20 protein-coding genes are annotated in these 21,729 nt (G+C 39.6%); 5 read left to right on the forward strand and 15 right to left on the reverse strand.

The window, feature by feature from the left end:
* Window positions 1-104: 104 nt before the first annotated feature.
* The gene (locus tag A6E06_RS01350; protein ID WP_065594472.1) at window positions 105-740 is read right to left on the reverse strand and encodes a bifunctional 4-hydroxy-2-oxoglutarate aldolase/2-dehydro-3-deoxy-phosphogluconate aldolase; all 636 of its coding nucleotides are present in this window, start codon (window positions 738-740) and stop codon (window positions 105-107) included.
* Between the two features lie 146 nt (window positions 741-886).
* Here A6E06_RS01350 and A6E06_RS01355 point away from each other — a divergent pair, with 146 nt between their 5' ends.
* Window positions 887-1,912, forward strand: a complete 1,026-nt coding sequence (locus A6E06_RS01355) for a COG3650 family protein (protein WP_065594473.1) — start codon at window positions 887-889, stop codon at window positions 1,910-1,912.
* A 4-nt stretch (window positions 1,913-1,916) separates the two neighbouring features.
* Window positions 1,917-2,537, forward strand: coding sequence for a tRNA-uridine aminocarboxypropyltransferase (locus tag A6E06_RS01360; protein WP_065594474.1), 621 nt, complete (start codon window positions 1,917-1,919; stop codon window positions 2,535-2,537).
* On the opposite strand, the gene A6E06_RS01365 is transcribed toward A6E06_RS01360, so the two are convergent.
* From A6E06_RS01365 to ftnA, 4 genes are all read right to left on the reverse strand, one after another.
* A complete protein-coding gene (locus A6E06_RS01365; protein ID WP_065594475.1) occupies window positions 2,507-4,990 on the reverse strand; it encodes an EAL domain-containing protein in 2,484 nt (827 codons plus the stop codon). The two genes, A6E06_RS01360 and A6E06_RS01365, sit on opposite strands and share 31 nt — an antisense overlap.
* A 111-nt stretch (window positions 4,991-5,101) precedes the next feature.
* A complete protein-coding gene (locus A6E06_RS01370; RefSeq protein WP_065594476.1) occupies window positions 5,102-6,286 on the reverse strand; it encodes an NAD(P)/FAD-dependent oxidoreductase in 1,185 nt (394 codons plus the stop codon).
* 50 nt (window positions 6,287-6,336) lie between these two features.
* The gene (uspB, locus tag A6E06_RS01375) at window positions 6,337-6,675 is read right to left on the reverse strand and encodes a universal stress protein UspB (RefSeq protein ID WP_065594596.1); all 339 of its coding nucleotides are present in this window, start codon (window positions 6,673-6,675) and stop codon (window positions 6,337-6,339) included.
* Window positions 6,676-6,778: 103 nt separating this feature from the next.
* Window positions 6,779-7,306 (reverse strand): non-heme ferritin, encoded by a 528-nt coding sequence (ftnA, locus tag A6E06_RS01380; RefSeq protein ID WP_065594477.1) that lies wholly within the window; start codon window positions 7,304-7,306, stop codon window positions 6,779-6,781.
* Between the two features lie 182 nt (window positions 7,307-7,488).
* Between ftnA and A6E06_RS01385 the strand changes: the two genes are divergently transcribed.
* Window positions 7,489-7,914 (forward strand): universal stress protein, encoded by a 426-nt coding sequence (locus tag A6E06_RS01385; RefSeq protein ID WP_065594478.1) that lies wholly within the window; start codon window positions 7,489-7,491, stop codon window positions 7,912-7,914.
* Here the strand turns inward: A6E06_RS01385 and A6E06_RS01390 are convergent.
* On the reverse strand, window positions 7,911-8,693 hold the full coding sequence (locus A6E06_RS01390; RefSeq protein WP_065594479.1) for a class I SAM-dependent methyltransferase: 783 nt from the start codon (window positions 8,691-8,693) through the stop codon (window positions 7,911-7,913). The genes A6E06_RS01385 and A6E06_RS01390 overlap by 4 nt on opposite strands.
* Before the next feature lie 203 nt (window positions 8,694-8,896).
* On the opposite strand from A6E06_RS01390, the gene asnC reads away from it, so the two are divergent.
* Window positions 8,897-9,358: a transcriptional regulator AsnC gene (gene asnC / locus A6E06_RS01395; protein ID WP_065594480.1), complete on the forward strand. Its 462-nt coding sequence runs from the start codon at window positions 8,897-8,899 to the stop codon at window positions 9,356-9,358.
* Window positions 9,359-9,607: 249 nt separating this feature from the next.
* Here asnC and hemN read toward each other — a convergent pair whose 3' ends face one another.
* The 5 genes from hemN to A6E06_RS01420 all read right to left on the reverse strand — a co-directional run bounded on the left by hemN (window position 9,608) and on the right by A6E06_RS01420 (window position 13,547).
* Window positions 9,608-10,981 carry an oxygen-independent coproporphyrinogen III oxidase gene (gene hemN, locus A6E06_RS01400; RefSeq protein WP_065594481.1) on the reverse strand — a complete coding sequence of 458 codons (1,374 nt, stop codon included), beginning with the start codon at window positions 10,979-10,981 and terminating at the stop codon, window positions 9,608-9,610.
* Window positions 10,982-11,087: 106 nt separating this feature from the next.
* Window positions 11,088-11,579, reverse strand: coding sequence for a DUF2489 domain-containing protein (locus A6E06_RS01405; protein WP_065594482.1), 492 nt, complete (start codon window positions 11,577-11,579; stop codon window positions 11,088-11,090).
* Window positions 11,580-11,581: 2 nt separating this feature from the next.
* Window positions 11,582-12,130 carry a Der GTPase-activating protein YihI gene (yihI, locus tag A6E06_RS01410; RefSeq protein ID WP_065594483.1) on the reverse strand — a complete coding sequence of 183 codons (549 nt, stop codon included), beginning with the start codon at window positions 12,128-12,130 and terminating at the stop codon, window positions 11,582-11,584.
* Window positions 12,130-12,771, reverse strand: a complete 642-nt coding sequence (locus A6E06_RS01415; protein ID WP_141676861.1) for a class I SAM-dependent methyltransferase — start codon at window positions 12,769-12,771, stop codon at window positions 12,130-12,132. Before A6E06_RS01415 ends, yihI begins: the two co-directional genes overlap by 1 nt.
* Before the next feature lie 158 nt (window positions 12,772-12,929).
* Complete coding sequence (locus A6E06_RS01420; protein ID WP_065594485.1) at window positions 12,930-13,547, reverse strand: cytochrome c; 618 nt, start codon at window positions 13,545-13,547, stop codon at window positions 12,930-12,932.
* A gap of 287 nt (window positions 13,548-13,834) precedes the next feature.
* Here A6E06_RS01420 and yihA point away from each other — a divergent pair, with 287 nt between their 5' ends.
* Window positions 13,835-14,482, forward strand: a complete 648-nt coding sequence (gene yihA / locus A6E06_RS01425) for a ribosome biogenesis GTP-binding protein YihA/YsxC (protein ID WP_065594486.1) — start codon at window positions 13,835-13,837, stop codon at window positions 14,480-14,482.
* A gap of 717 nt (window positions 14,483-15,199) precedes the next feature.
* On the opposite strand, the gene polA is transcribed toward yihA, so the two are convergent.
* The 4 genes from polA to recQ all read right to left on the reverse strand — a co-directional run bounded on the left by polA (window position 15,200) and on the right by recQ (window position 21,645).
* Window positions 15,200-18,004, reverse strand: coding sequence for a DNA polymerase I (gene polA, locus A6E06_RS01430; protein ID WP_065594597.1), 2,805 nt, complete (start codon window positions 18,002-18,004; stop codon window positions 15,200-15,202).
* A 701-nt stretch (window positions 18,005-18,705) separates the two neighbouring features.
* Entirely contained in the window at window positions 18,706-19,377 is a 672-nt protein-coding gene (locus A6E06_RS01435) for a 7-cyano-7-deazaguanine/7-aminomethyl-7-deazaguanine transporter (protein WP_065594487.1), read from the reverse strand.
* Window positions 19,378-19,515: 138 nt separating this feature from the next.
* A complete protein-coding gene (locus A6E06_RS01440; RefSeq protein ID WP_065594488.1) occupies window positions 19,516-19,806 on the reverse strand; it encodes a DUF3630 family protein in 291 nt (96 codons plus the stop codon).
* A 3-nt stretch (window positions 19,807-19,809) separates the two neighbouring features.
* Complete coding sequence (gene recQ / locus A6E06_RS01445; protein WP_065594489.1) at window positions 19,810-21,645, reverse strand: ATP-dependent DNA helicase RecQ; 1,836 nt, start codon at window positions 21,643-21,645, stop codon at window positions 19,810-19,812.
* Window positions 21,646-21,729 lie beyond the last annotated feature (84 nt).

Below are 21,729 nucleotides of genomic sequence, written 5' to 3' on the forward strand. Positions count from 1 at the left end.
AAACTAGAAACTAGAACGCTCCGCTTCTATAAGAGCAAAAGCAATGTTCTTTTGCTCTTATAGTATTTAGTTAGCGAAGCGTATAACTTCTAGTCTCTCAATTCTTACTTAATCAACTCAACCGCTTCTTTCGCAAGTCTTGTCACTTTATCCCAATCTTTTGCTGCAATTGCCTCTTTTGGTAGCATCCAAGAACCACCCACTGTCGCCACACAATCCAATGCAGTGTAGTCATTTACATTCTGTGGATTAATGCCGCCCGTAGGACAGAACTGAACTTGTGGTAACGGTGCTGCCATCGCTTTCAATACCGATGGTCCACCAAATGCACTTGCAGGGAAGAATTTTAAATGTGCATAACCAAGTTCGATTGCACGGATCACCTCAGATGGCGTTGCTACACCTGGGATCAATGGGATATCAGCCGTTTTTGCATGCGCTAATAAGCTTGGAGTAAATCCTGGTGAAATAATAAATTGAGCGCCAGCTTCAACCGCCTGATCATATTGCTGAGTACTGATCACTGTTCCTGCACCAACCAGAGCTTTTGGCATTGCTTTGCGAATGGCTGTAATCGCTTCTAAAGCAACGGTTGTTCGTAGGGTAATCTCAAATACATTAATGCCACCAGCGGCTAATGCTTGAGCCATTGGCACGGCATCTTCTAGTTGTTCAATAACCATAACTGGAACAACTGGTGATGCGCTAAATACGTCTGAAGGCGAAAGGTTCCAACTCATATTGCTCTTAGCTCTCTTTGCTTATTTAAATAACGCGAGCATTTTACGCTAATTTACTATCAATAGCTCTGATAAAGGTGAATTCCCATCTATTTTTAGTGTCCTATGGCATACTAACCTTTACGTTAACCATGCAGGAAAATAGGATGAAAAAATCATTACTTACTTTGGGCACTTTATTATTCCTATCTGGGTGTAGTCAGCAATTTTCAGAAGATACCTCTGACAGTAAATCCAAAAATAATGATGTGCATGAAGCAACAATGCCTCATACCTTTACGCTGCGTGGGACGGTTGTGATTGGACATGAATCTCAAAGTATTCAGCCTTGTAATAGTGACCAACAATATTGGATAAATTTAACACCTGAACAATGGGCTGCGGGGAATAGCATTCAATCATCCCCTTATCAGCCTATGTATGGGGAATTAATTGGTCATTTCGAAGCGCCACCAAAAGGCGGATTTGCTAACGATTATCCGGCTCGATTTGTTGTATCTCAGATTAATACCTTAGTTGCCGGCGAAGGCGTTTCTTGTAAAAAAACACGTCAACCAACAAACGCCTTTGGTAATGAACCATTTTGGAATATTCAAGTGATTAACGGATCATTAGTCGTCTCTGAAATTGGCAAATCAAAACAGGCACAAACAATCACAGACCAAGAATTCACCGTGAAGAAACGCCATTACCAAAGCGATGATTTCTCTCTAACGATGACAAAAGGGATCTGTAAAGACAGCATGATTGAGTCTATTTATGGCTGGAAATCAAACGTAGAAATCGACGGTAAAGCCTATGAAGGTTGTGCAACACTTTCAGCTAAAGATACGACGTTAGGTTCAGCAGGCAGCTACAAAGGAACAAGTACTATTGGTAACTCAAGTTTAACGATTGGATTAACACTCAATCCTGATCACTCAGCAATAACCACTTATGATTACAATACCGATGAGCCTCAATTGATTGAGACCGGTGTTTGGCAAGAAACTAACGATGATAAAATTCATGTTTTAATGAGCCGTCATCAACGTCAATATATGATATCAGAACGCACATTTTCAAAAAATAAACAGACAATATCGGCGGATAATGAAACCGTAAATGGCGTGACATACCCTATTCAATCAGGGTTAACGCTGTACTCAACATCAACAAGTTTGGATAAGTAAAATAATGGCAACAACCGTTCCATGTACGACCTGTGGTTTTATTCATAATTGCATTTGCGAACATCAACCACATCTTCAGTCACACGTTGAATTTGCACTTCTGTATCATGAAAATGAACTTAGCAAACTGACTAATACGGGTAGGTTAATATTAAATAGCCTACCTAAAGCCCAAAGCTATTTATGGCAAAGAAAAGTGCCACCAAAGGCACTGATTGATAAAATCAATCAAGAAAACACCGAAACATGGTTACTGTTTCCAAGTCATTCGCCAACGCTTAGTTCAAAATATTGCGAATATAAAAACCCAAACAAAAAGCAGCTCTTTATCCTGTTAGATGCAACATGGCAAGAGGCTAAGAAGATGGTTAATAAAAGCTCTTGGCTTAAAGACTTACCTTGCCTTGAAATTCAGGCAACGGGAGATTCTTGCTACCATTTACGTCGCAATCAAAGCCAAGGAAATTTATGTACTTGTGAAGCAGGAATTGAAGTTTTGGACATGGTAAAAGAGCCTGAGAATGCTCAAGCTCTTTTTCATTATTACGAGCAATTTCTAACTGTATTTCAAGCAGAACGCAGCGGCCATGAATATCAACCGAGTGCTTTAGGTTCCCCTAAATAATAACCTTGAAGATAATCAACGCCCATATCTTCAACAATACTACACACCTCTTTGTTGTGCACAAATTCAGCCACAACTTTGGCTTCGAGTGCATGACAAAGTTGTACCATTTGTTGAGAGATCAACCGTTGGCGTTTATCTTGATGTACATTTTTAATAATCGAACCATCAAGTTTAATCACTTGAGGTTCCAATTTCATGATCTCATCAATATTTGAATAGCCAGACCCAAAATCATCAATAATGATGCGAGCACCTAAGCGTTTAAAGTGGTTACACACTTCAATCATGCGATCGTAATCTTGAATTTGTTCCGTTTCTAACACTTCAAAACCAACTCGGAATGGATTATCTAAACGCATAATCGACGACTCCAATAAATCTAACGTTCGGTCACTCATTAAATCTTGAGGCGAAAGGTTAATTGAAAAATCCATATCATTAGACTGCATAATATCAAAGGTTCTTGTAATCATCTCTCGGCTTAAACGAGTGTAAAGATGAGTACCTTCTACTGCTGGTAAAAACTGCCCTGGTGCAAAGACTTGTCCATTATCATAAATTCGCATTAAACATTCGGTTGATACTAATTCACGAGTACCGGCTTTCAAGATAGGCTGTCCGTACACCAAAACGCCTTCTTGGGTAATTGCTCGGTTAACACTTGTTAACCAATCTAATTGGCTTTGACGTAATCGTTCTTCTTTTAATAAATCACGAGCATTACATAAATGGCGATTTCTTCGCATCGCAATACGACGGGCTTCTACCGCCTTCAAAATCAATTCTTCTACTGCAATATTGATGAAGTCTCGACGACTAATTAGCCCTCCAGAAATAGAAACGCTGAGATAGTCGACATCACTTAGTCCATAAGGCTCAAAACTAAAGTGTTCGATTTTTTCTATAAAATCAGTAATGTATTTACGAAGAACTTCACTATTGGTGTCACTATCAAAAACAACACCCCATTCAGCAATACCAATACTATAAAGCTCTACTGGGGTATGCACTGCATCCGCCAAATACGTACCTAAGTAGTGACTCACATCTTGCAGTAATTTATCACCGACTTGATAACCGTACTTCTCATTCACTTGGCTTAAATTGGTTAGCTTAAAAGAAAGTAAATGTTCCATTCGAGTGACGCTCTCAAGACGCTCTTTTAAAACGATTCGATTGAATAATCCCGTGCGCCTGTCTGTGCGATACGTATGCATCAAACGCAAAGATTGATCGCTAATCTTCTTTTCCATCGCAAGAGTCATCTGATCAACGTCTTGAATCGAATTTTTAATTAACGAAAATAAAGGGGTTAAATTATGTTCTCTCGGTGAATGAGAATAAAGGGAGTTCACCGTCTCAGGAACGGATTCTCTTAACGCTAAGTACGTTAAACTATGATGTAGAATTACTTGTTTGTGAGACCGAAAGAATTCCCCCATCCCATAAATACCTTGGCAAGAACCAATGTCTGAAAATGTCTGTAATTCAGTAGATTCAGAACTGCTTTCTATTCTTGATTCACAATTATAAATAAAGATCGACTCAGGCTGTTTTTTTGCAAGCATCATCGCCCCTTGATTTACTTGCTCCTGGGTTAACGAGGGGTGGTAATAACACAATCTCACTTCACGCCCTGTTGGGATCCTTAAAGCGAACTTAAGATAACCCTCCACTGTTATCTCTTCAACAGCATTGATGTATCGTACCGTATCTTCTTCTAACATTAAGGGGAAAGCTTGGATCTGGCTTAGAGGTATCGCTTTCGTATCAGAAAGGTATCTACAATAAAATTCATACGCGGGGATATTATCAATCGTTTTTACAACATTACCTTCTGATGACGTAATGCGAAAACGCTTACCAATAGGATTCCACTCAACAAATGCTTCAGACCATGCTTGTAATTGCTCACCATGCATCGCAACAGCAACAATTTGATCACTATAGAACTGACCATTTAAGAATACCCATGTCCCTTTTCCGGTATCTGCAGCAACACCACCAGAAACAGGCACTTGATTTTCATGTTCAGAAAAAGCGTCAAAAAGACGATAATTACTTGCTGAACCATGGCAACCAAACGCAATAATAGCCTTTGTTGTAGAGCCAATAGAAAGGCGCTTTAATAGATGGTGCCCAACTCGATGTTCATCTTGAGAATGGAATACAGAAGCAGAAGTTAGTTGAGTCACATTGAGAATAGAAATACTGATTACGGTTGAATCAGTAAAAATTGACGCATCAATACTAGAATGAATAACGCTAAGACCAATCACTTCTGAGTTTGGCAAAAAATGCTGTAAATAAGCATAATAGTCATCAACAACATCTGGTTGTTGAGAAGAAAACAGTTGAATTAAACACGCAGTTCCAAGCTCTATAGACAAGGAATCACACTTCTCTTTAAGCTGTGTAAGTCCTTGAACACTAAACGAGAGAGTTTGCATTGTTAATCTAGCCCTTATTCTTAATATATTTTAATACGTTACATAAAAAATAGAGGCTGATTTGCACCTCTATTTTCTAATTAATCAATAATGGCTTAGTTATTAACAGCCTTACACATTAATTCCAGCAACGTAACCACTTGACCATGCCCACTGGAAATTATATCCACCAAGCCAACCACTAACGTCCATGACTTCACCAACAAAATATAAACCTGCGATTTTTTTAGATTCCATTGTTTTTGACGACAATTCATCGGTATCTACCCCACCCAGCGTAACTTCAGCGGTACGATAACCTTCAGTGCCGTTTGGTAATACCTTCCATTGGTGAATCAAAGAGCATAATTGTTCCTGTTCTTTATGGTTAATTTGTTTTAGAGAACGCTCTTGAAAAACCGTATTATTTAACAGTGTTTCAACTACCCTTTTTGGTAAAAATTTTGCTAATGAATTTTTAACACTTTGATTTGGATGTGCATTACGCATTCTATCTAGTTCTTCAGACAAATCGTCATTCGGTAATAGATCTATCATTACTTTTTGACCTGCGTTCCAATATGAAGAAATTTGTAGGATAGATGGGCCAGATAAACCGCGGTGAGTGAACAATAGGTTCTCTTTAAAACTGTCACCGCTTTCTGATTCAACGACAACAGGGATCGCTATTCCTGATAATTCAGAAAAGGCTTCTTTATCTTCTTTATGCAAAGTGAATGGAACCAGACCTGCTGTAGTCGGTATCATAGATAGGCCAAACTGCTCAGCTAACTGATAGCCAAATGGGGTAGCCCCAAGTTTAGGCATTGATAAGCCCCCTGTTGCCACAACAAGGGATTCACATTCGATAGTATCCATATCTAATTTGAGGGAGAAACCAGAATCGAGTTTTGTTACGTCTGATATATCACAACGGTAGCGGTAATTAACACCGGCTAATTCACATTCTTTTAGCAACATATCGACTATTTCTTTCGCAGAATCTACGCAGAATAATTGCCCGTGGTCGCGCTCTTCAAACTCAATACCGTATTTAGAGATCAGTGAAATGAAATCCCAATTAGTATATTGAGATAACGCTGATTTCACAAAGTGTGAATTCTTACAAACGAAGTTATGAGCAGTAACATCATAATTGGTAAAGTTACAGCGGCCACCACCAGAGATCAGGATCTTTCGACCTGGTTTTTTTGCATGATCAACCACTAATACACTGCGGCCTCGTTTACCAGCTTCTGCTGCACACATTAACCCTGCAGCACCTGCACCGATAACCACTACGTCTACTTTTTTCATGTCACTCTCAACCACAAATTCAATTGGCAGGGAGTGTACTATTATCAGCGCTAGATGCCCAAACTAATTACCAAGAAAAAAACAGCAACGCTGACTAGCAGCAAAGCACTAGATAACATAAAAAGATAACGTGCTTTTTCACACTTAAATACAAAAAGGGTATCGTAATGATCTAGATATTCTTCTTGCCATAAATATTGGAAAAGTTTGGTTTGCTTTCCAATATTGCCGTGAGTCGTAAAGAAACCACGCCCATCAATTTGTTGATACAACAAAGGGTGCGCTTCTTTCATCACAAAAAGGAGGGTTTTTAGCGTGCTTAAGTAACGAATGATGTTGATACCCGTTACGGCAAATAATGCTAATAATATAAGGTCGCCACTTATCATAATCACCTCTGACATACTTGTCTTTGTGCTTAGGAAAGTAACGACCCTTACTACGTGTATGTATTAATCAAAATATACACGCTACTACATGTGGGAATGAAACTTACCCAGCAGTGCTATCCATAATAGATGTTGAACCAGATTTTGCTAATACCGCTAAATCCTTATCGATAAAGAATAGCGCTTTACCGTCTTCACCTACCAAGTCAATTTTATCTAAAATACCTTTGAATAATTTCTCTTCTTCGTGCTGCTCTGCCACATACCACTGAAGAAAATTAAACGTTGAGTAATCTTGCGAAGTAAACGCAACGTGAGCCAATTTATTGATCTCTTGTGTGATCATTTGCTCATGCTCAAATGTGGCACGAAACACATCACCTAACCCAGAAAACTCTGATGTTGGTGCTTCAATCGCACCTAAAATAGGCATTGAACCGGTCTCACTTACATACGTAAATAAACGCTGCATGTGTTCCATTTCTTCAGTTGCATGCGCTCTAAAAAATGACGCAGCACCATCAAAACCTTTATCTTCACACCAAGCACTCATTTGTAAGTATAGGTTAGATGAGAAAAATTCTAGGTTAATTTGTGCATTTAAATGATCAACCATCGTTTTAGCTAGCATATATCGATTCCTTTATGAGCTATTTATATTCAAATTTTATACAACTATAACATAACTCACCCACGACTTGATTAATCAATAATCATCAATCAGAACGAGATCTAGACGACAAAAAAAGAAAACAACGGGTGATAATCTATAGTCATAAATAAATTCAATATTGAATTCATAGGAGAAACATTATGAGTTACCAACATATTCTTGTCGCTGTCGATTTAACAGAAGAGAGTAAATCATTGGTTACTAAAGCTGCGGGTTTAGCTAAAGCGCTAGAGGCAAAAGTTTCTTTTATTCACATTGATGTGAGCTATGCAGAGCTATATACCGGCTTAATTGATATCAATCTCGCTGAAACCCAACATCAAGCGATGGAGGCTTCTAAAGAAGCGATGAAGCATTTAGTTGAGTTTGCTGAGTATCCAATCCACAAAACATTGGTCAGCAGTGGTGATTTAAGTAATGAGTTATGCGAGGCGATTGATAATCTCGATGTTGACCTTGTCGTTTGTGGTCACCACCAAGATTTCTGGAGTAAGTTGCTGTCATCAACCAGACAAGTTATCAATACTTGCCCAATTGATGTATTGGTTGTTCCATTTAAAGACTAAGACTTCATTCCGGCGTTAACATAAACATCGAAGCGGTTCTTTTTAGTTTCGATCGCCATTGACGGTTTTTGATTATCTAACCACTCAGCATAATCCGGGCGCTTAACCACAACCCGTTTAGTGGCCATCAATAATGCCGGTGCTAATAATGCATCGGCATCATTATCTGCACCCACCAATGATTGGAAGACTCTCATCTCTTTTTTCACTAATGCACTTTTCTTTTTGTTTTCAGGGTGTGGGTACATTGGGTCAAGGTACACAACATCTGGCTGAACAAAATCATCTTGTGCCATTAATTGCTCTAAAGCATCGTGACTTGACGCATGCAATAGAGACATACGTTGCGATACCCAACCACCAATATCGGCATCTTGCTTTGCTCGAGCTAAACCATCATCAAGTAAAGCGGCGACAACAGGGTGACGCTCTACCATTTGAACTTTACAACCTAAAGATGCCAGTACAAACGCATCACGACCTAGCCCTGCAGTTCCATCAAGGATAATAGGTGTCGCCCCTTTATTAAGCCCTACCGCTTTAGCAATAGATTGGCCTTTGCCACCACCAAATTTACGACGGTGCCCAACGGGGCCTGAAACTAAATCAACGAAGATCGCACCAAGTTTAGGCTCATCTCGTTTACGCAGTTCAAGCTGTTCTGTGGTTAATACCAACGCAAACACATTTTCTTGGTCATGGGCTAACCCCCAGCGAGTGGCAATAGCCTCTAACTCAAGTTGACGATTTGGGTCTTCACACAATAACGCTATTTGCACAGGGCACTCCAACAAGCTTAATCAATTAGGAACAGCAAGCGCCTATGGTAATAGATATTAATAAAAACGACTAGATAAAGTGCTCGCTGAACGCTTTATCTTAGGGTAGTTTAAATACGTTATACCAATGTCATTAATTAAATAATTAGTAGAATTGATATTTTTCACATGAAACACTTTTGGGTACAGGGATAAGACACTTCATGAACAATACCAGCAAAATCGATGATCTTGACCGAGATATTTTACAAGCATTGATGAATGACGCTCGAACGCCCTACGCTGAATTAGCTAAACGCTTTAATGTTAGCCCTGCCACTATCCATGTTCGTATTGAAAAAATGAAAGCGGCAAAAATCATTGAAGGCACAGAGGTTATCGTTGACCCTAAAAGCTTAGGCTATGATGTGTGTTGTTTTATTGGCATTAATTTATATGCAGCCCGTGACTATCATTCAGCACTCGCTAAACTAGACGCTTTAGAAGAGGTAGTAGAAGCCTATTACACTACTGGAGCTTACAATATTTTCGTCAAATTGATGTGTAAGAGTATTCAAGAACTACAGCATGTATTGATTGATAAACTACAAGCGATTGAGGAAGTGCAATCGACAGAAACGTTAATTTCGTTACAGAATCCAATTAATAGAAATGTGAAGCCGTAAAGACTATACGCTGCGCTAACTAGAACGCTTCGCTCTAGAAACTATAGAATCAAAAGCACTAACGATGTAATTAAAGACGCTTCACATCAACCGTACTGGCTCTTATAGCCTCTAGTTAGCGCAGCGTATCGTTTCTAGTTTCCAAAAAAAACCGCAGGTGCATCAACACCTACGGTTTCAAATTTTCAAACAAGTTACAACGCTTTTACTCGCCCCTCGAAGGACGAAGTCTGTTCTCGCATCTCGTCTCTAGATCACTCTAGAAAACTGCTGTTGACGCGCACGGCTTCGCAAATACTTATCAAAACACATACAGATATTACGGATCAATAAACGACCACGCAATTCAACGTCAATACGCCCTTCGTGCATCGTGACTAACTCATCGTTAATAAATGTTTGCAGTAATTTAATATCTTCAGCAAAGTACGTATCAAAGTCTAAATTAAACTCCGCTTCAATCGCTTTGGTATCTAGCGTGAAATTACAGATAAGTTGTTTAATCACTTCACGACGAATTAAATCATCTTGGTCTAGCGCAACACCACGCCACAGAGCATGACGTTTCTCGTCAACCTGAGCGTAATATTCTTTTAAGTCTTTTTTGTTCTGTGCGTAACTGTCGCCAATCATTGAGATAGCTGATACGCCCATTCCCAACAAATCACACTCACCTTGAGTGGTGTAACCTTGGAAGTTACGGTGAAGAATGCCTTCACGCTGTGCGACCGCTAGTTCATCATCAGGTAGAGCAAAGTGATCCATGCCAATGAATTGATAGCCTGCGCCTGTTAGGTTTTCGATGGTTTCTTGCAGCATGATTAATTTTTCAGCGGGCGCTGGTAAATCGGCATCTTTAATTTTACGTTGTGCAGCAAACAGCGTTGGCATGTGTGCATAGTTAAATACAGATAAACGACCCGGTTCCATTTCTAGTACACGCTTGATCGTTAATGCCAAAGATTTTGCTGATTGCTTTGGTAAGCCGTAAATCAAATCAAGGTTGGTTGAGCGGAAACCTAAGTCTTTTGCTCGTTGTACCATAGAGATAATAAAATCTTCATCTTGATCACGATTAACCAAAAGCTGAACTTCTTTATTGAAATCTTGTACACCAATACTTAAACGGTTGAACCCTTCATCACGTAAGTGATCAAGCATATCCAATTCAATTTCGCGCGGGTCAACTTCAATGCTGATCTCTGCGCCTTCTTCAAAGTTAAACTCACCACGTAATAAATTCATTAAGCGAGTGAATTGGACTTTAGTTAGGAAGGTTGGCGTACCACCACCAAAATGCAATTGCGTTACTTTACGTTCAGTAAACAGTGCTGCACGCTGACGGATCTCAAGCTCTAATGAATCTAAATAGATATCTGCTTTATGGTGGTGACGAGTGATGACTTTATTACAACCACAGAAGTAACACAGCTTATGACAAAATGGGATGTGAATATAAAGAGACAGTGGACGGTCTGGATACTGAGTACACGCCATATCGAATTCAGCAGGAGTATACGCTTCGTGAAACTCTAAAGCAGTTGGGTAAGAGGTGTAACGTGGGCCTGAGTAGTTATACTTCTCAATGATCTCTTGGTCCCATACTATTTGTTGATTTGACATGACTACTTCCATCTCTTTATATCTGCATTGACACTATTCTCTGCATCATAAAACATTTGCTCAATAAAGCCGATGACTTCAATGCGATAAGAAATAGAAGTGTCGATCAGATCATTTTAATATCAATTTTTTGATTCAGTGGTTTGATGCGATCATGTAATTGTTGGATCTCAACTTTTACAGTATCTTGCAAGCGCGCTTCGGCTTTAGTTCGAACTAAGTTATCTTTCATTCGATCTTGCTTCGCTAATTCTTGTCGCTCATCACCACGCGGCATATTTTTCACAACATGATATAACTCAGACAGCGCAGGATATTCAGCCTCGACATCAATACGATCACCTTCTTGTAGATAATCCATGATGCAATAGATACGAATAGACAATTCAGAGTAATCACATTGCTCTTGTAAACCAGCTTGGCAAAGCAGCACCACATTATCAAAAATATTGGCGTTACGCTTTTGTATCGCCAATTTTCTGTGTTGTTCTTGCAGTTCCTTCTGCTTTTTTAACTTCATCAGTAAGCTGCCAGCATAGCTAGCCAACGCAAGAATAATTGCACCACCAAGCAGCGCTAACAGGGTTACTGTAGACATAATTATTTAAAATCATCCATATTGAAGTTATCAAATTCTGCCAGTAGATCATCATCGCTTTTCGCTTTACGATCTTCAAATTCTGGGAATTCTGCAATTTCTTCTTCTGACTCTTCGTCTTCTAATAAGCCTAAACGACCCATTAAGTGCTCAATACGCGCTAATTTTTCATCGACGTATTTTTGCAGACCCATACCTAGGTTTTCACCATTATCGATACGATCTAAAAGAACCATTAGCTGTGCGTCATTTTCTAGCATCGCTAATTCTTGTTCGTTAGTCAGACGACGCTCTTGCTTACTTGTCTTCGTCTTCTCTTCAACGACAAGTTGAATTGGTTTTTTGCTGCCAATACGAGGATCTTTTTTAAGACCAAAACGGCGCGCTTGTTCTGCATTACTTTCTGCATTACGAGCACCGGCTTTTAGGCCTTTACGCTTTCTTTTACGCTTGATTTCGCGGCTGTCTACGTCACGATCAGTACGGTTACGTGTTACAACTACTGGCTCACTCGCCATTCCCGGAGTACGGGCTTTTTTAGTACGGCTCATTACTGGGTTTTCCTCAGTAAAATGACATCATCTCCAACAAATTCCATCTCAAGTTGATAGCGCTTTGCTACAAACTCAAATGTTTCTTTGCTGAAAAAGCTGACATGGGTTAAATCACTCTTGTAATGCCAAGTGGCAAACGCGCTTTCGTCCCTGGCTAGTTTCGTCATGATACCTAACCAACCACCAGGTTTTATCAAACTCAATAACAATTCCAATTCGTTTTGAGGCTGATAAAAATGCTCAATAGCTTCTGTACAACTGACGAAGTCATACTGCTTATCTAGCACGGACTTATCTGGTGTGTAATAAATATCATAGAGTTCGATATGGTGACCGGCTTCTCTCATCATATGAGCAAGCAATGGTCCAGGGCCACATCCAAAGTCTAGACCTTGCTGAGGTATCTCACCAACACGCTGCAACAAAGGCTCAGAAAATCGTGATAAGAAGGTTCGGTACCCTTCATCCTCAAGACTATTTTTATGACAATCGTAGTGAGCTTTTTCAGCTTCAGCGTCGAAACGATCCGCCTCATCCACATAAATAAGATAACATTGCTGACAGCGATAATAGCGTCGATGCTTATCTTGGTGGAATTTATCAGCGTGTGAATACTGACATAAAGGGCAAGATTGCATCATAAGCTCACTCCACTCCCTGAAAATTCTAGGGCGGGAAGTATACCCGATACTGGTGCAAAGATAATCGTTTTAACGTCTTTTTCATAAAAAAAAGCAGCTACAAGAGCTGCTTCTTCAAATTTAGTCTTAAATTAGTGCAACAATTACAATAAATATTAATGTAGACCACCAACGTACTGAGACAATGTTGTAATGTCATCATCAGTAAGTTTTTTGGCGATATCACGCATCATACCATTCATATCATTTGCACGATCAGCTGAGCGGAATTTTTCTAATTGTGCTTTTACATAGTCAGAATGTTGTCCTGATATTTTAGGAAAACCTGACAGTGACGTTCCATTACCTCGAGGTCCATGACAAGCGACACAAGCCGTAATCCCTCGTTCCATATCACCCGCTAAGTACAAAGCTTTACCAGTAGGAATTGATTCTTCTGGTGTTGTATTATCAGCCATCGGTAAAGAGGCATAATACGCAGCGATATCTTTTGCGTCTTGATCGCTTAATGGCATTGCCATTGCGCTCATCACCGGTTCCATACGACCTTGCTTACCTTGCGTTTGCATGCCCAATTTAAATTCATTGAGCTGCTTTTCAAGATAACCGGCGTGTTGACCAGCTAAATTCGGATATTGAGTCAGAGTACTATTACCCTCTTGACCATGACAAGCCGTACAAGTTACAGATTTTTGCTTCCCAGCTTCGATGTCTCCTTGAGCCCATGTTGAGCAACTAGCTAGGAGAGTTAATATCAGCGCTAATTTTTTCATGACATTCCATTTATTATTATCGTTCCCTCACAATGAGTTACCCTTTTTAACAAGGTTTCTTCGCACTGTGTTGAATATTAAGCTTCCAGTACCGCTCTAAATTGGCTACAGCATGATATAATGAGCGACCTTTACCGTTTTTGTTCTAAGTTTGTCACCAAAAAGTTAATAGTGACAACCTTGATGCGGTTATTTTACACATTTTCACAAAAAAGTAATCAGCTGACTACAATAATCCTACTTGGATCATTATCTACAGCTTGGTTTCACTCGAGACGGAGTTAACAGTGAGCAAAATCATTCACTATCAAAAGACACACTTTATTACCAGTGCACCAGATATTCGCCATCTACCTGAAGACGAAGGTATTGAAGTTGCCTTTGCTGGCCGTTCGAATGCGGGTAAATCAAGCGCATTAAACCGCTTAACAAACCAAAGAGGCTTAGCAAAAACATCTAAGACTCCTGGCCGTACGCAATTGATTAACTTATTCAAAGTCGATGAAAATTGTCACATTGTCGATTTACCAGGATACGGCTTTGCTCAAGTTCCTATTGAGATGAAGAAAAAATGGCAGAAATCTTTAGGTGAATACCTACAGAAGCGTCAGTGTTTAAAAGGTTTAGTGGTATTGATGGATATCCGTCACCCATTAAAGGACATTGACCAACAACTTGTCTTTTGGGCTGTTGACCAAAACATTCCAGTACAGATCTTGTTAACCAAAGCTGACAAACTGAAAAGCGGCGCTCGTAACACTCAAGTACTAAAAGTACGTGAAGCGGCGGCTGATTTTGGTGGTGAAGTCGTTGTTGATGCCTTTTCGTCATTGAAAGGAATTGGCGTAGAGGTTCTTCGAGCTAAGCTAGACACATGGTTTGCACCAGCGTTTGAAATTGACGAAGAATTCATTGAAAATCTAGATGCTGAGTAATCACATCTAATATCAATCAACACGTTTGATTGATAAGCAGGCTTGCCTGTAAGAAATAAAACCCCCACCTTAACGGGTGGGGAAATGGGAGAGATAAAGAGGTGTTATTATTTTTCTGTCGCGAATCATGCACCAAACCTTCTTATGAAACAAACACCACTCCCCAGCAGTTCCCCCTCTAATTACCCAAAACCTCACATCGTCTTTATTATTGTATAAAAACCAATGCAATAAACCACATTAATCCTTTAAAAACATAAAGTTAAGATAATAATATAAGTGAATTATCAATATAGCAACGTGTAGTAAAAATTACATTTTGTGGGAAAATTACAGAAAGAAGTATTTTAGAAGGAAATGATAAAATATTTTTTGAAGGCTTAGAAAGAAAAAACGCCCCAGTCAAAAAGGTTGACTGAGGCGGCTGAATTTAGCCAAATCCAATAACGTGAAACAAAAGGTCTGAAAGATAGAACATCTTTACCTCTGTACCCTACGCAGATAAATGTACAACAAACGAACAGTTTTGAAAACCTTTTTTTGTAATTTTTTTTCAGTTTCGTTCATAAAAACACAACATTCATCTGATGGAGGTCACTTTATTTTAGGTAAAAAAAAGCCAACGCGTGCGCTGGCTCATAGTTTTAGTTTTAGATGTAACTTAGTTACAATTCAGTCAGTAATAAGTTTTATCATTTTTATAACAATATCGTTAGCTTAGTGGGCTTCATCCCAGTTGTTACCAAAATCACTCTCTGCAATTAATGGCACATCTAACTCTACTGCACTTTCCATTAATGCCGTTACTTGCTTAGTCACGTCTTCTAATGCGTCTTCTTTCACTTCAAAGACCAATTCATCGTGTACTTGCATTAGTAAGTTAACTTGACCATTCCCTTCCGCTTCAATCCAGTTATCCACTAAGATCATTGCTTTCTTAATAATATCAGCCGCAGTACCTTGCATTGGCGCATTGATTGCAGCACGTTCAGCCGCTTTACGACGCATCGCATTACGAGCATTGATTTCAGGTAAATGTAAACGACGTCCGTATAAGGTTTCTACATAACCTTGCTCGGTTGCTAATAGTCGCGTTTCTTCCATGTATTGCATTACACCAGGGTAACGCTCGAAGTACACATTCATGTAATCTTGGGCTTCACCACGAGAGATACCAATTTGCTTAGCAAGACCAAATGCACTCATGCCATAGATCAAACCAAAGTTGATGGCCTTAGCACGACGACGATCTTCAGAGGTTACCTCTTCAATTGGCACGCCTTTCACTTCAGCTGCTGTTGCTGAGTGAATGTCTTTACCTGCAGAGAACGCTTCTAGTAACGCTTTATCTTGAGATAAATGCGCCATGATACGCAATTCAATTTGAGAGTAATCGACTGCTAAGATTTTCCAACCATGAGGAGCTACGAATGCCTGACGAATGCGACGACCTTCTTCGTTACGAATTGGAATATTTTGTAAGTTTGGATCGGTCGATGATAAACGACCCGTAGCGGTTACCGCTTGATGATAAGAGGTATGCACACGACCCGTCGTTGGATTGATCATCTTTGGAAGTTTATCGGTATAAGTCGACTTTAATTTTGCTAAGCCACGGTATTCTAAAATCAGCTTAGGAAGTTCATAGTCTAACGCTAGCTCTTGCAGTACTTCTTCATTGGTTGATGCTGCGCCTGATGGTGTCTTTTTAATGACTGGCAGTTCCATTTTCTCAAATAGAATAGCTTGAAGCTGCTTTGGTGAATTCATGTTGAACTCTTGCCCTGCAACTTCATACGCTGCTTTTTCTAGCTCATCAAGACGTTGACCAATCTCGAGTGATTGTGCAGAAAGTAGCATGTCATCAATATAGACGCCTTTTCTTTCCATACGAGAAAGTACAGAGATTAAAGGAAGTTCAATATCAGTAAACACGGCATTCAATTTGTCATCTGCTTTTAATTTTGCATTTAATACGTTATGCAGACGCAGCGTAATATCTGCATCTTCCGCCGCATAAGGGGCTGCTTGCTCTAATGCAATTTGGTTAAACGTAAGTTGTTTCTTACCCTTACCCGCGATCTCTTCAAATGAGATGGTGTTATGTTGCAGATAACGTAGAGCTAGGCTGTCCATGTTGTGCTTGCCTGCCACACTGTTATAAACGTATGACTCCAACATGGTATCGAACTTAATGCCTTTCATTTCGATATCATAACGAGCTAATACACTTGCATCGTATTTTAAGTTTTGACCCACTTTTGCTTTGCTATCATCTTCTAAATACGGTTTTAATTGCTCAAGAACCCAATCACGATCAAGTTGTTCTGGTGCATCAAGATAATCATGAGCAACAGGAACATAAGCGGCTTCGCCTTCTTCGATAGCAAATGACAGACCGATAAGATTAGCCACCATGTAATCTAGGCTGTCAGTTTCTGTATCAAATGCAACGATTTCTGCATTATTTAGTTTTTCTAACCAAGACAGAAATGCTTCTTTGGTTAAAATTGTTTCGTACTTTGAGCGATCAACTTGAGCTGCAACAATCACTTCATCTTGAGTTTCACCACTGTTCTCTGATGATGACTCAATTTTACGATTGGCTGATGTTTCATGTGAAACGATCTTACCGTCACTGCCATCTAGCATTTCGGTTAACCAACGCTTAAAGTTCATTTGACCAAACATTTGAATTAATTCATCTACATTTGGATCTTGTTTTACAAGCTCTTCAGGTCTTTGCTCTAATTCAACATCAAGTTTAATAGTCGCAAGTTTATAAGAAAGGTAAGCCCCTTCTTTATTCTCTTCTAGCTTCTTCGCCATGCCTTTTGAGCCACGGAAACCTAATGGCGCAATATCATCAAGATTGGCGTAAAGGGTATCTAAACCACCAACGCCTTGTAATAATGCTCTTGCTGTTTTGTCACCAATGCCAGGAACACCCGGAATGTTATCTGAGGTGTCACCCATCAATGCAAGATAATCAATAATCAGCTCTGGTGGAACGCCGAATTTTTCTTCAACACCTTCAGGTCCCATGATCACATTAGTCATGGTATTAATTAGGGTGACGTTTTCATCAACTAATTGCGCCATATCTTTATCACCGGTACTAATAAGTACAGGGATACCCGCTTTAGATGCTTGTGAAGCAAGAGTACCAATCACATCATCGGCTTCTACCCCTGAGATAGATATCAGCGGTAAACCCATTGCTTTGATCAGTTTATGCAGAGGTTCAATTTGGCAGCGTAAATCATCTGGCATTGGTGGACGATTCGCTTTGTACTCTGGATACATATCATTACGGAAGGTTTTTCCTTTCGCATCAAAAATAACCGCAACACGATCCGTTTCAAATTGTTTTAGAAGACTACGTAGCATATTGATAACGCCATACACCGCACCCGTTGGTTGGCCATCGCCATTAGTAAAATTAGGCGCTGCGTGATACGCACGGAAAAGATACGAAGAGCCATCCACTAAGATGAATGGATTATCAGGAATTCTTGCCATAGTCGGTATTATCCAGAGGTTATTATGATCAATGAGTTTCATTTTATACCCAAGCCACATCAAAATGCTGCTCTTCATTCCTTTTTTCTTCTTTTATTTATCAAAAGTTAAGATATACATCCTCATCCATCTGTGGATAACTCTGTTTGTAATTATTTTTCGCATAATTAATAACTATTTTATCAATTCAAAAAAAGTAGATTAAAAACTAAAAAATCAAAAACTTAGATCAGGTCAAATGATCAACAAAGAGATCCTTAATTGATCATGCTTTGTGGACAATAATATTAACCGCCTACTTTTCTATAAAAAAAATCCCTATTTCAAAGTGCATCATTTGTAATAAAACTTGCAAATAACTCAAAAAATAGACAAAAAAAAGCGGCGTCTTCGATAAGAAGCGCCGCTCAGCAGAAAAAGAATAATGGCAAATAGTTAACTTAGAAACCTTCACCATTAATCATCAAGCTGATTTACACTGGAAGCAATGTGAGCAATGTCGTGCCTTCTTGAAATAGTGCGGGGTAAACCACAGTGCGTTATTCCCTGAAGGCAATGTAATAATAACCATTCTCATTTAAAATGCAACATCTAAATGACATCAATTCTCAACTAATAATTAAAAACTATTATTTTCAATCAGATAGAACAAAAAAGGTCAGCTCTTTGCTGACCTTTTCATAACTGTATTATTGTTCAATCTACGGCTGAGAAGCTTGAGTCGCTAATTGATGCCCTTCAGAAGTTAATTTACGAATTAGATAATTCAATAAGATGCCATACATAGGAACAAACAGCCCTAAACTGATAACTAACTTAACGCCATAATCTACTAATGCTATCTCTGTCCAGTGTTCAGCCATAAAGGCATCTGGGCTGTGATAAAAAGCAATAGCAAAGAATGCTAAGGTATCAATCGCATTACCAAATAGAGTTGAGCACGTTGGTGCTACCCACCACTGTTTTAGCTGACGAAGACGATTAAATACATGAACATCTAATATCTGTCCGAGTAAATAAGCCATGAAGCTTGCGATCGCAATACGAGCAACAAACAAGTTAAATTCACCCAGTTGTGAAAAACCTTGATATTGACCTTCAAAGAAAATAACCGATAAGAAATAAGAGACCGCTAAGGCTGGCAACATAACAAAGAAGATAATACTTCTTGCCATCTTGGCACCAAAGATCCGAACCGTTAAATCCGTTGCTAAGAAAATGAATGGGAAGGTAAATGCACCCCATGTGGTATGAAACCCAAACAAAGTGAATGGGATCTGAACCAAATAGTTACTAGATGCAATAATTACAAGGTGGAATACCACAAGGAAAGATAAAGCGTTGCGCTGTTGCGCGGGCGTAAATGTACTCATATAAGTACCTTTTTGTCATTGGGGGCGAGGGAACCCAAATTAAACACAAAGCTAAAATCACCGTTTATTTACGTAATGACTCTAGCCAATTTTCAAGGCGGCGATTATACATTAACCACTTTTGATCACAAGAGCCGCTTAAAACAAACCTGCAATAAAAGTTAACTCGTCTTGACTCTCGGTACGAGCCAATGCTTCAAGCCATACCGAATTCGAATAATGCTCAGCGCGTAACATAAATTGTGCACCTTCAAAGTCGATTAACCACGAGTGAAGGTCTGCATCGATTTGTTGCTCAGTGATCTTCGCATCCATTGCGTTGACTAACTGCTTTCCTATCACTTCAAAAGAATCAAAATCAAATTCTGGAATAGAAAAAATAATGCGTCCCGCTTCTTTATCAAACTCAACCACTGAAAATAGGCTCATGATTTATCCTTGTCCGGTAATGTGCATTTCAATCAAATCTAAAAATGGATCAGCGTATTTTTCTAGTTTCTTCTGCCCTACTCCATTAACCGCCAACATTTCGCCATACGAGGTCGGCGTTATATCTGCCATGTCCATTAACGTGGCATCACTGAAAACCACATAAGGAGGCAAATCATCACGATCAGCAATCGATTTACGCAGTTTTCGTAACTTTGCAAACAGCTGTTTATCGTAATGACGGTTATTGAGTTTCTCTGATTTAGCCGTTTTAGCTGCGGTATCCAGTCGTGGCACAGCAAGCTCTAAAGATTCTTGGCCTTTTAAGATAGGACGTGCTTCTTCAGTTAATTGCAATGTCGAATTTCGAGTAATGTTTTGCGCTAATAACCCTTTATGGATCAGCTGTCGAATAATACTAACCCAATACTCATGGCTGTGTTCTTTACCAATACCATAAGTCGATAACTTGTCATGTCCATGCTCACGAATACGGGCGATCTTTAGCCCTCGTAATACTTCCACCACATAACCCACACCAAAGCCTTGATTCACTCGATATACGCACGATAGCGCTTTTTGAGCGGCTTCTGTACCATCAAATTGCTTTGGTGGGTCTAAACATACGTCACAATTGCCACAAGGTTTCGGGCTGTATTCCCCAAAATAATTCAACAGTACTTGGCGACGACATGTTTGCGCTTCAGCAAAAGCCGTCATTGCATTAAGCTTATGGCTTTCAACCAGTTTTTGAGGCCCTTCTGGCTTTTCTTCAACCAGTTTACGCAACCATACTATATCCGCAGGATCGTAAAGCATGACAGCTTCTGCTGGTAGGCCATCACGCCCTGCTCGTCCTGTTTCTTGGTAGTAAGATTCAATGTTCTTTGGAATATCAAAATGCGCCACAAAACGGACGTTGGATTTGTTGATCCCCATACCAAACGCAACGGTCGCGACAACGATCTGAATATCATCACGTTGAAACGCTTCTTGAACATAATTACGCTCATCCAGATCCAAACCTGCATGATAAGACGCTGCTCGGATGTGGTTATTACAAAGTTTTTCTGTCAGCATTTCTACTTTTTTACGACTGCCACAGTAGATGATGCCGCATTGATTCTTCTGCGTTGCAAGGTAATGCACAATTTGACTGACTGGTTTGTGTTTTTCTAACACGGTATAACGGATATTAGGGCGATCAAAACTGCCCAAATACTCATGAGGGTTAGGTAACGAGAGACGACTTAGAATATCTTTTCGGGTTGCCTCATCAGCCGTCGCCGTAAGTGCCATAATTGGAACGTTGGGAAAGCGCTGTTTGATTTGGCCAAGTGACGCATATTCTGGACGGAAATCATGACCCCATTGCGAGATACAATGCGCTTCATCAACGGCAATCATGCATAAATTCAGAGACTCTAAACGCTCCATAAAATCACGCATCATTACGCGCTCAGGTGAAACGTATAACATCTTAACTTGGCCTGAATTGATACGATTCCAAATCGCGACTTGCTCATCACGATCAATAGTCGAGTTCAAACATTCCGCCCTAACGCCATCGGCCTTAAGTTGATCAACTTGGTCTTTCATTAAAGAAATTAATGGCGATATAACTAACGTTAATCCATCAAATACTAATGCTGGGATTTGATAGCAAAGTGATTTACCGCCACCCGTCGGCATAATAACCAAGCTGTCTTGACCATCAAGAACAGCATTAATGACTTCTTCTTGTCCAACACGAAATTTTTGATAGCCAAACACGTCTTTTAAAACAGTGTAACTCTGTGAACCCTGTTCAATTGGCTGTTCTGCGATAATGCTGGACATAAAAAACTCATCAATACTATGGGAGGCTCATTCTACCTATGCTTATTGGTGAGGAAAAGAGCAATAGGAAAATACTAGGCACAT

This window comes from Aliivibrio sp. 1S175 (assembly GCF_001690985.1).
Taxonomy (GTDB): Bacteria; Pseudomonadota; Gammaproteobacteria; order Enterobacterales; family Vibrionaceae; genus Aliivibrio.

Coding starts and splice junctions, on each gene's coding strand:
- A6E06_RS01350 (WP_065594472.1), bottom strand. CDS start 740: ATGAGTTGGAACCTTTCGCCTTCAGACGTATTTAGCGCATCACCAGTT.
- A6E06_RS01355 (WP_065594473.1), top strand. CDS start 887: ATGAAAAAATCATTACTTACTTTGGGCACTTTATTATTCCTATCTGGG.
- A6E06_RS01360 (WP_065594474.1), top strand. CDS start 1,917: ATGGCAACAACCGTTCCATGTACGACCTGTGGTTTTATTCATAATTGC.
- A6E06_RS01365 (WP_065594475.1), bottom strand. CDS start 4,990: ATGCAAACTCTCTCGTTTAGTGTTCAAGGACTTACACAGCTTAAAGAG.
- A6E06_RS01370 (WP_065594476.1), bottom strand. CDS start 6,286: ATGAAAAAAGTAGACGTAGTGGTTATCGGTGCAGGTGCTGCAGGGTTA.
- uspB (WP_065594596.1), bottom strand. CDS start 6,675: ATGATAAGTGGCGACCTTATATTATTAGCATTATTTGCCGTAACGGGT.
- ftnA (WP_065594477.1), bottom strand. CDS start 7,306: ATGCTAGCTAAAACGATGGTTGATCATTTAAATGCACAAATTAACCTA.
- A6E06_RS01385 (WP_065594478.1), top strand. CDS start 7,489: ATGAGTTACCAACATATTCTTGTCGCTGTCGATTTAACAGAAGAGAGT.
- asnC (WP_065594480.1), top strand. CDS start 8,897: ATGAACAATACCAGCAAAATCGATGATCTTGACCGAGATATTTTACAA.
- hemN (WP_065594481.1), bottom strand. CDS start 10,981: ATGTCAAATCAACAAATAGTATGGGACCAAGAGATCATTGAGAAGTAT.
- A6E06_RS01405 (WP_065594482.1), bottom strand. CDS start 11,579: ATGTCTACAGTAACCCTGTTAGCGCTGCTTGGTGGTGCAATTATTCTT.
- yihI (WP_065594483.1), bottom strand. CDS start 12,130: ATGAGCCGTACTAAAAAAGCCCGTACTCCGGGAATGGCGAGTGAGCCA.
- A6E06_RS01415 (WP_141676861.1), bottom strand. CDS start 12,771: ATGCAATCTTGCCCTTTATGTCAGTATTCACACGCTGATAAATTCCAC.
- A6E06_RS01420 (WP_065594485.1), bottom strand. CDS start 13,547: ATGAAAAAATTAGCGCTGATATTAACTCTCCTAGCTAGTTGCTCAACA.
- polA (WP_065594597.1), bottom strand. CDS start 18,004: ATGGCAAGAATTCCTGATAATCCATTCATCTTAGTGGATGGCTCTTCG.
- A6E06_RS01435 (WP_065594487.1), bottom strand. CDS start 19,377: ATGAGTACATTTACGCCCGCGCAACAGCGCAACGCTTTATCTTTCCTT.
- A6E06_RS01440 (WP_065594488.1), bottom strand. CDS start 19,806: ATGAGCCTATTTTCAGTGGTTGAGTTTGATAAAGAAGCGGGACGCATT.
- recQ (WP_065594489.1), bottom strand. CDS start 21,645: ATGTCCAGCATTATCGCAGAACAGCCAATTGAACAGGGTTCACAGAGT.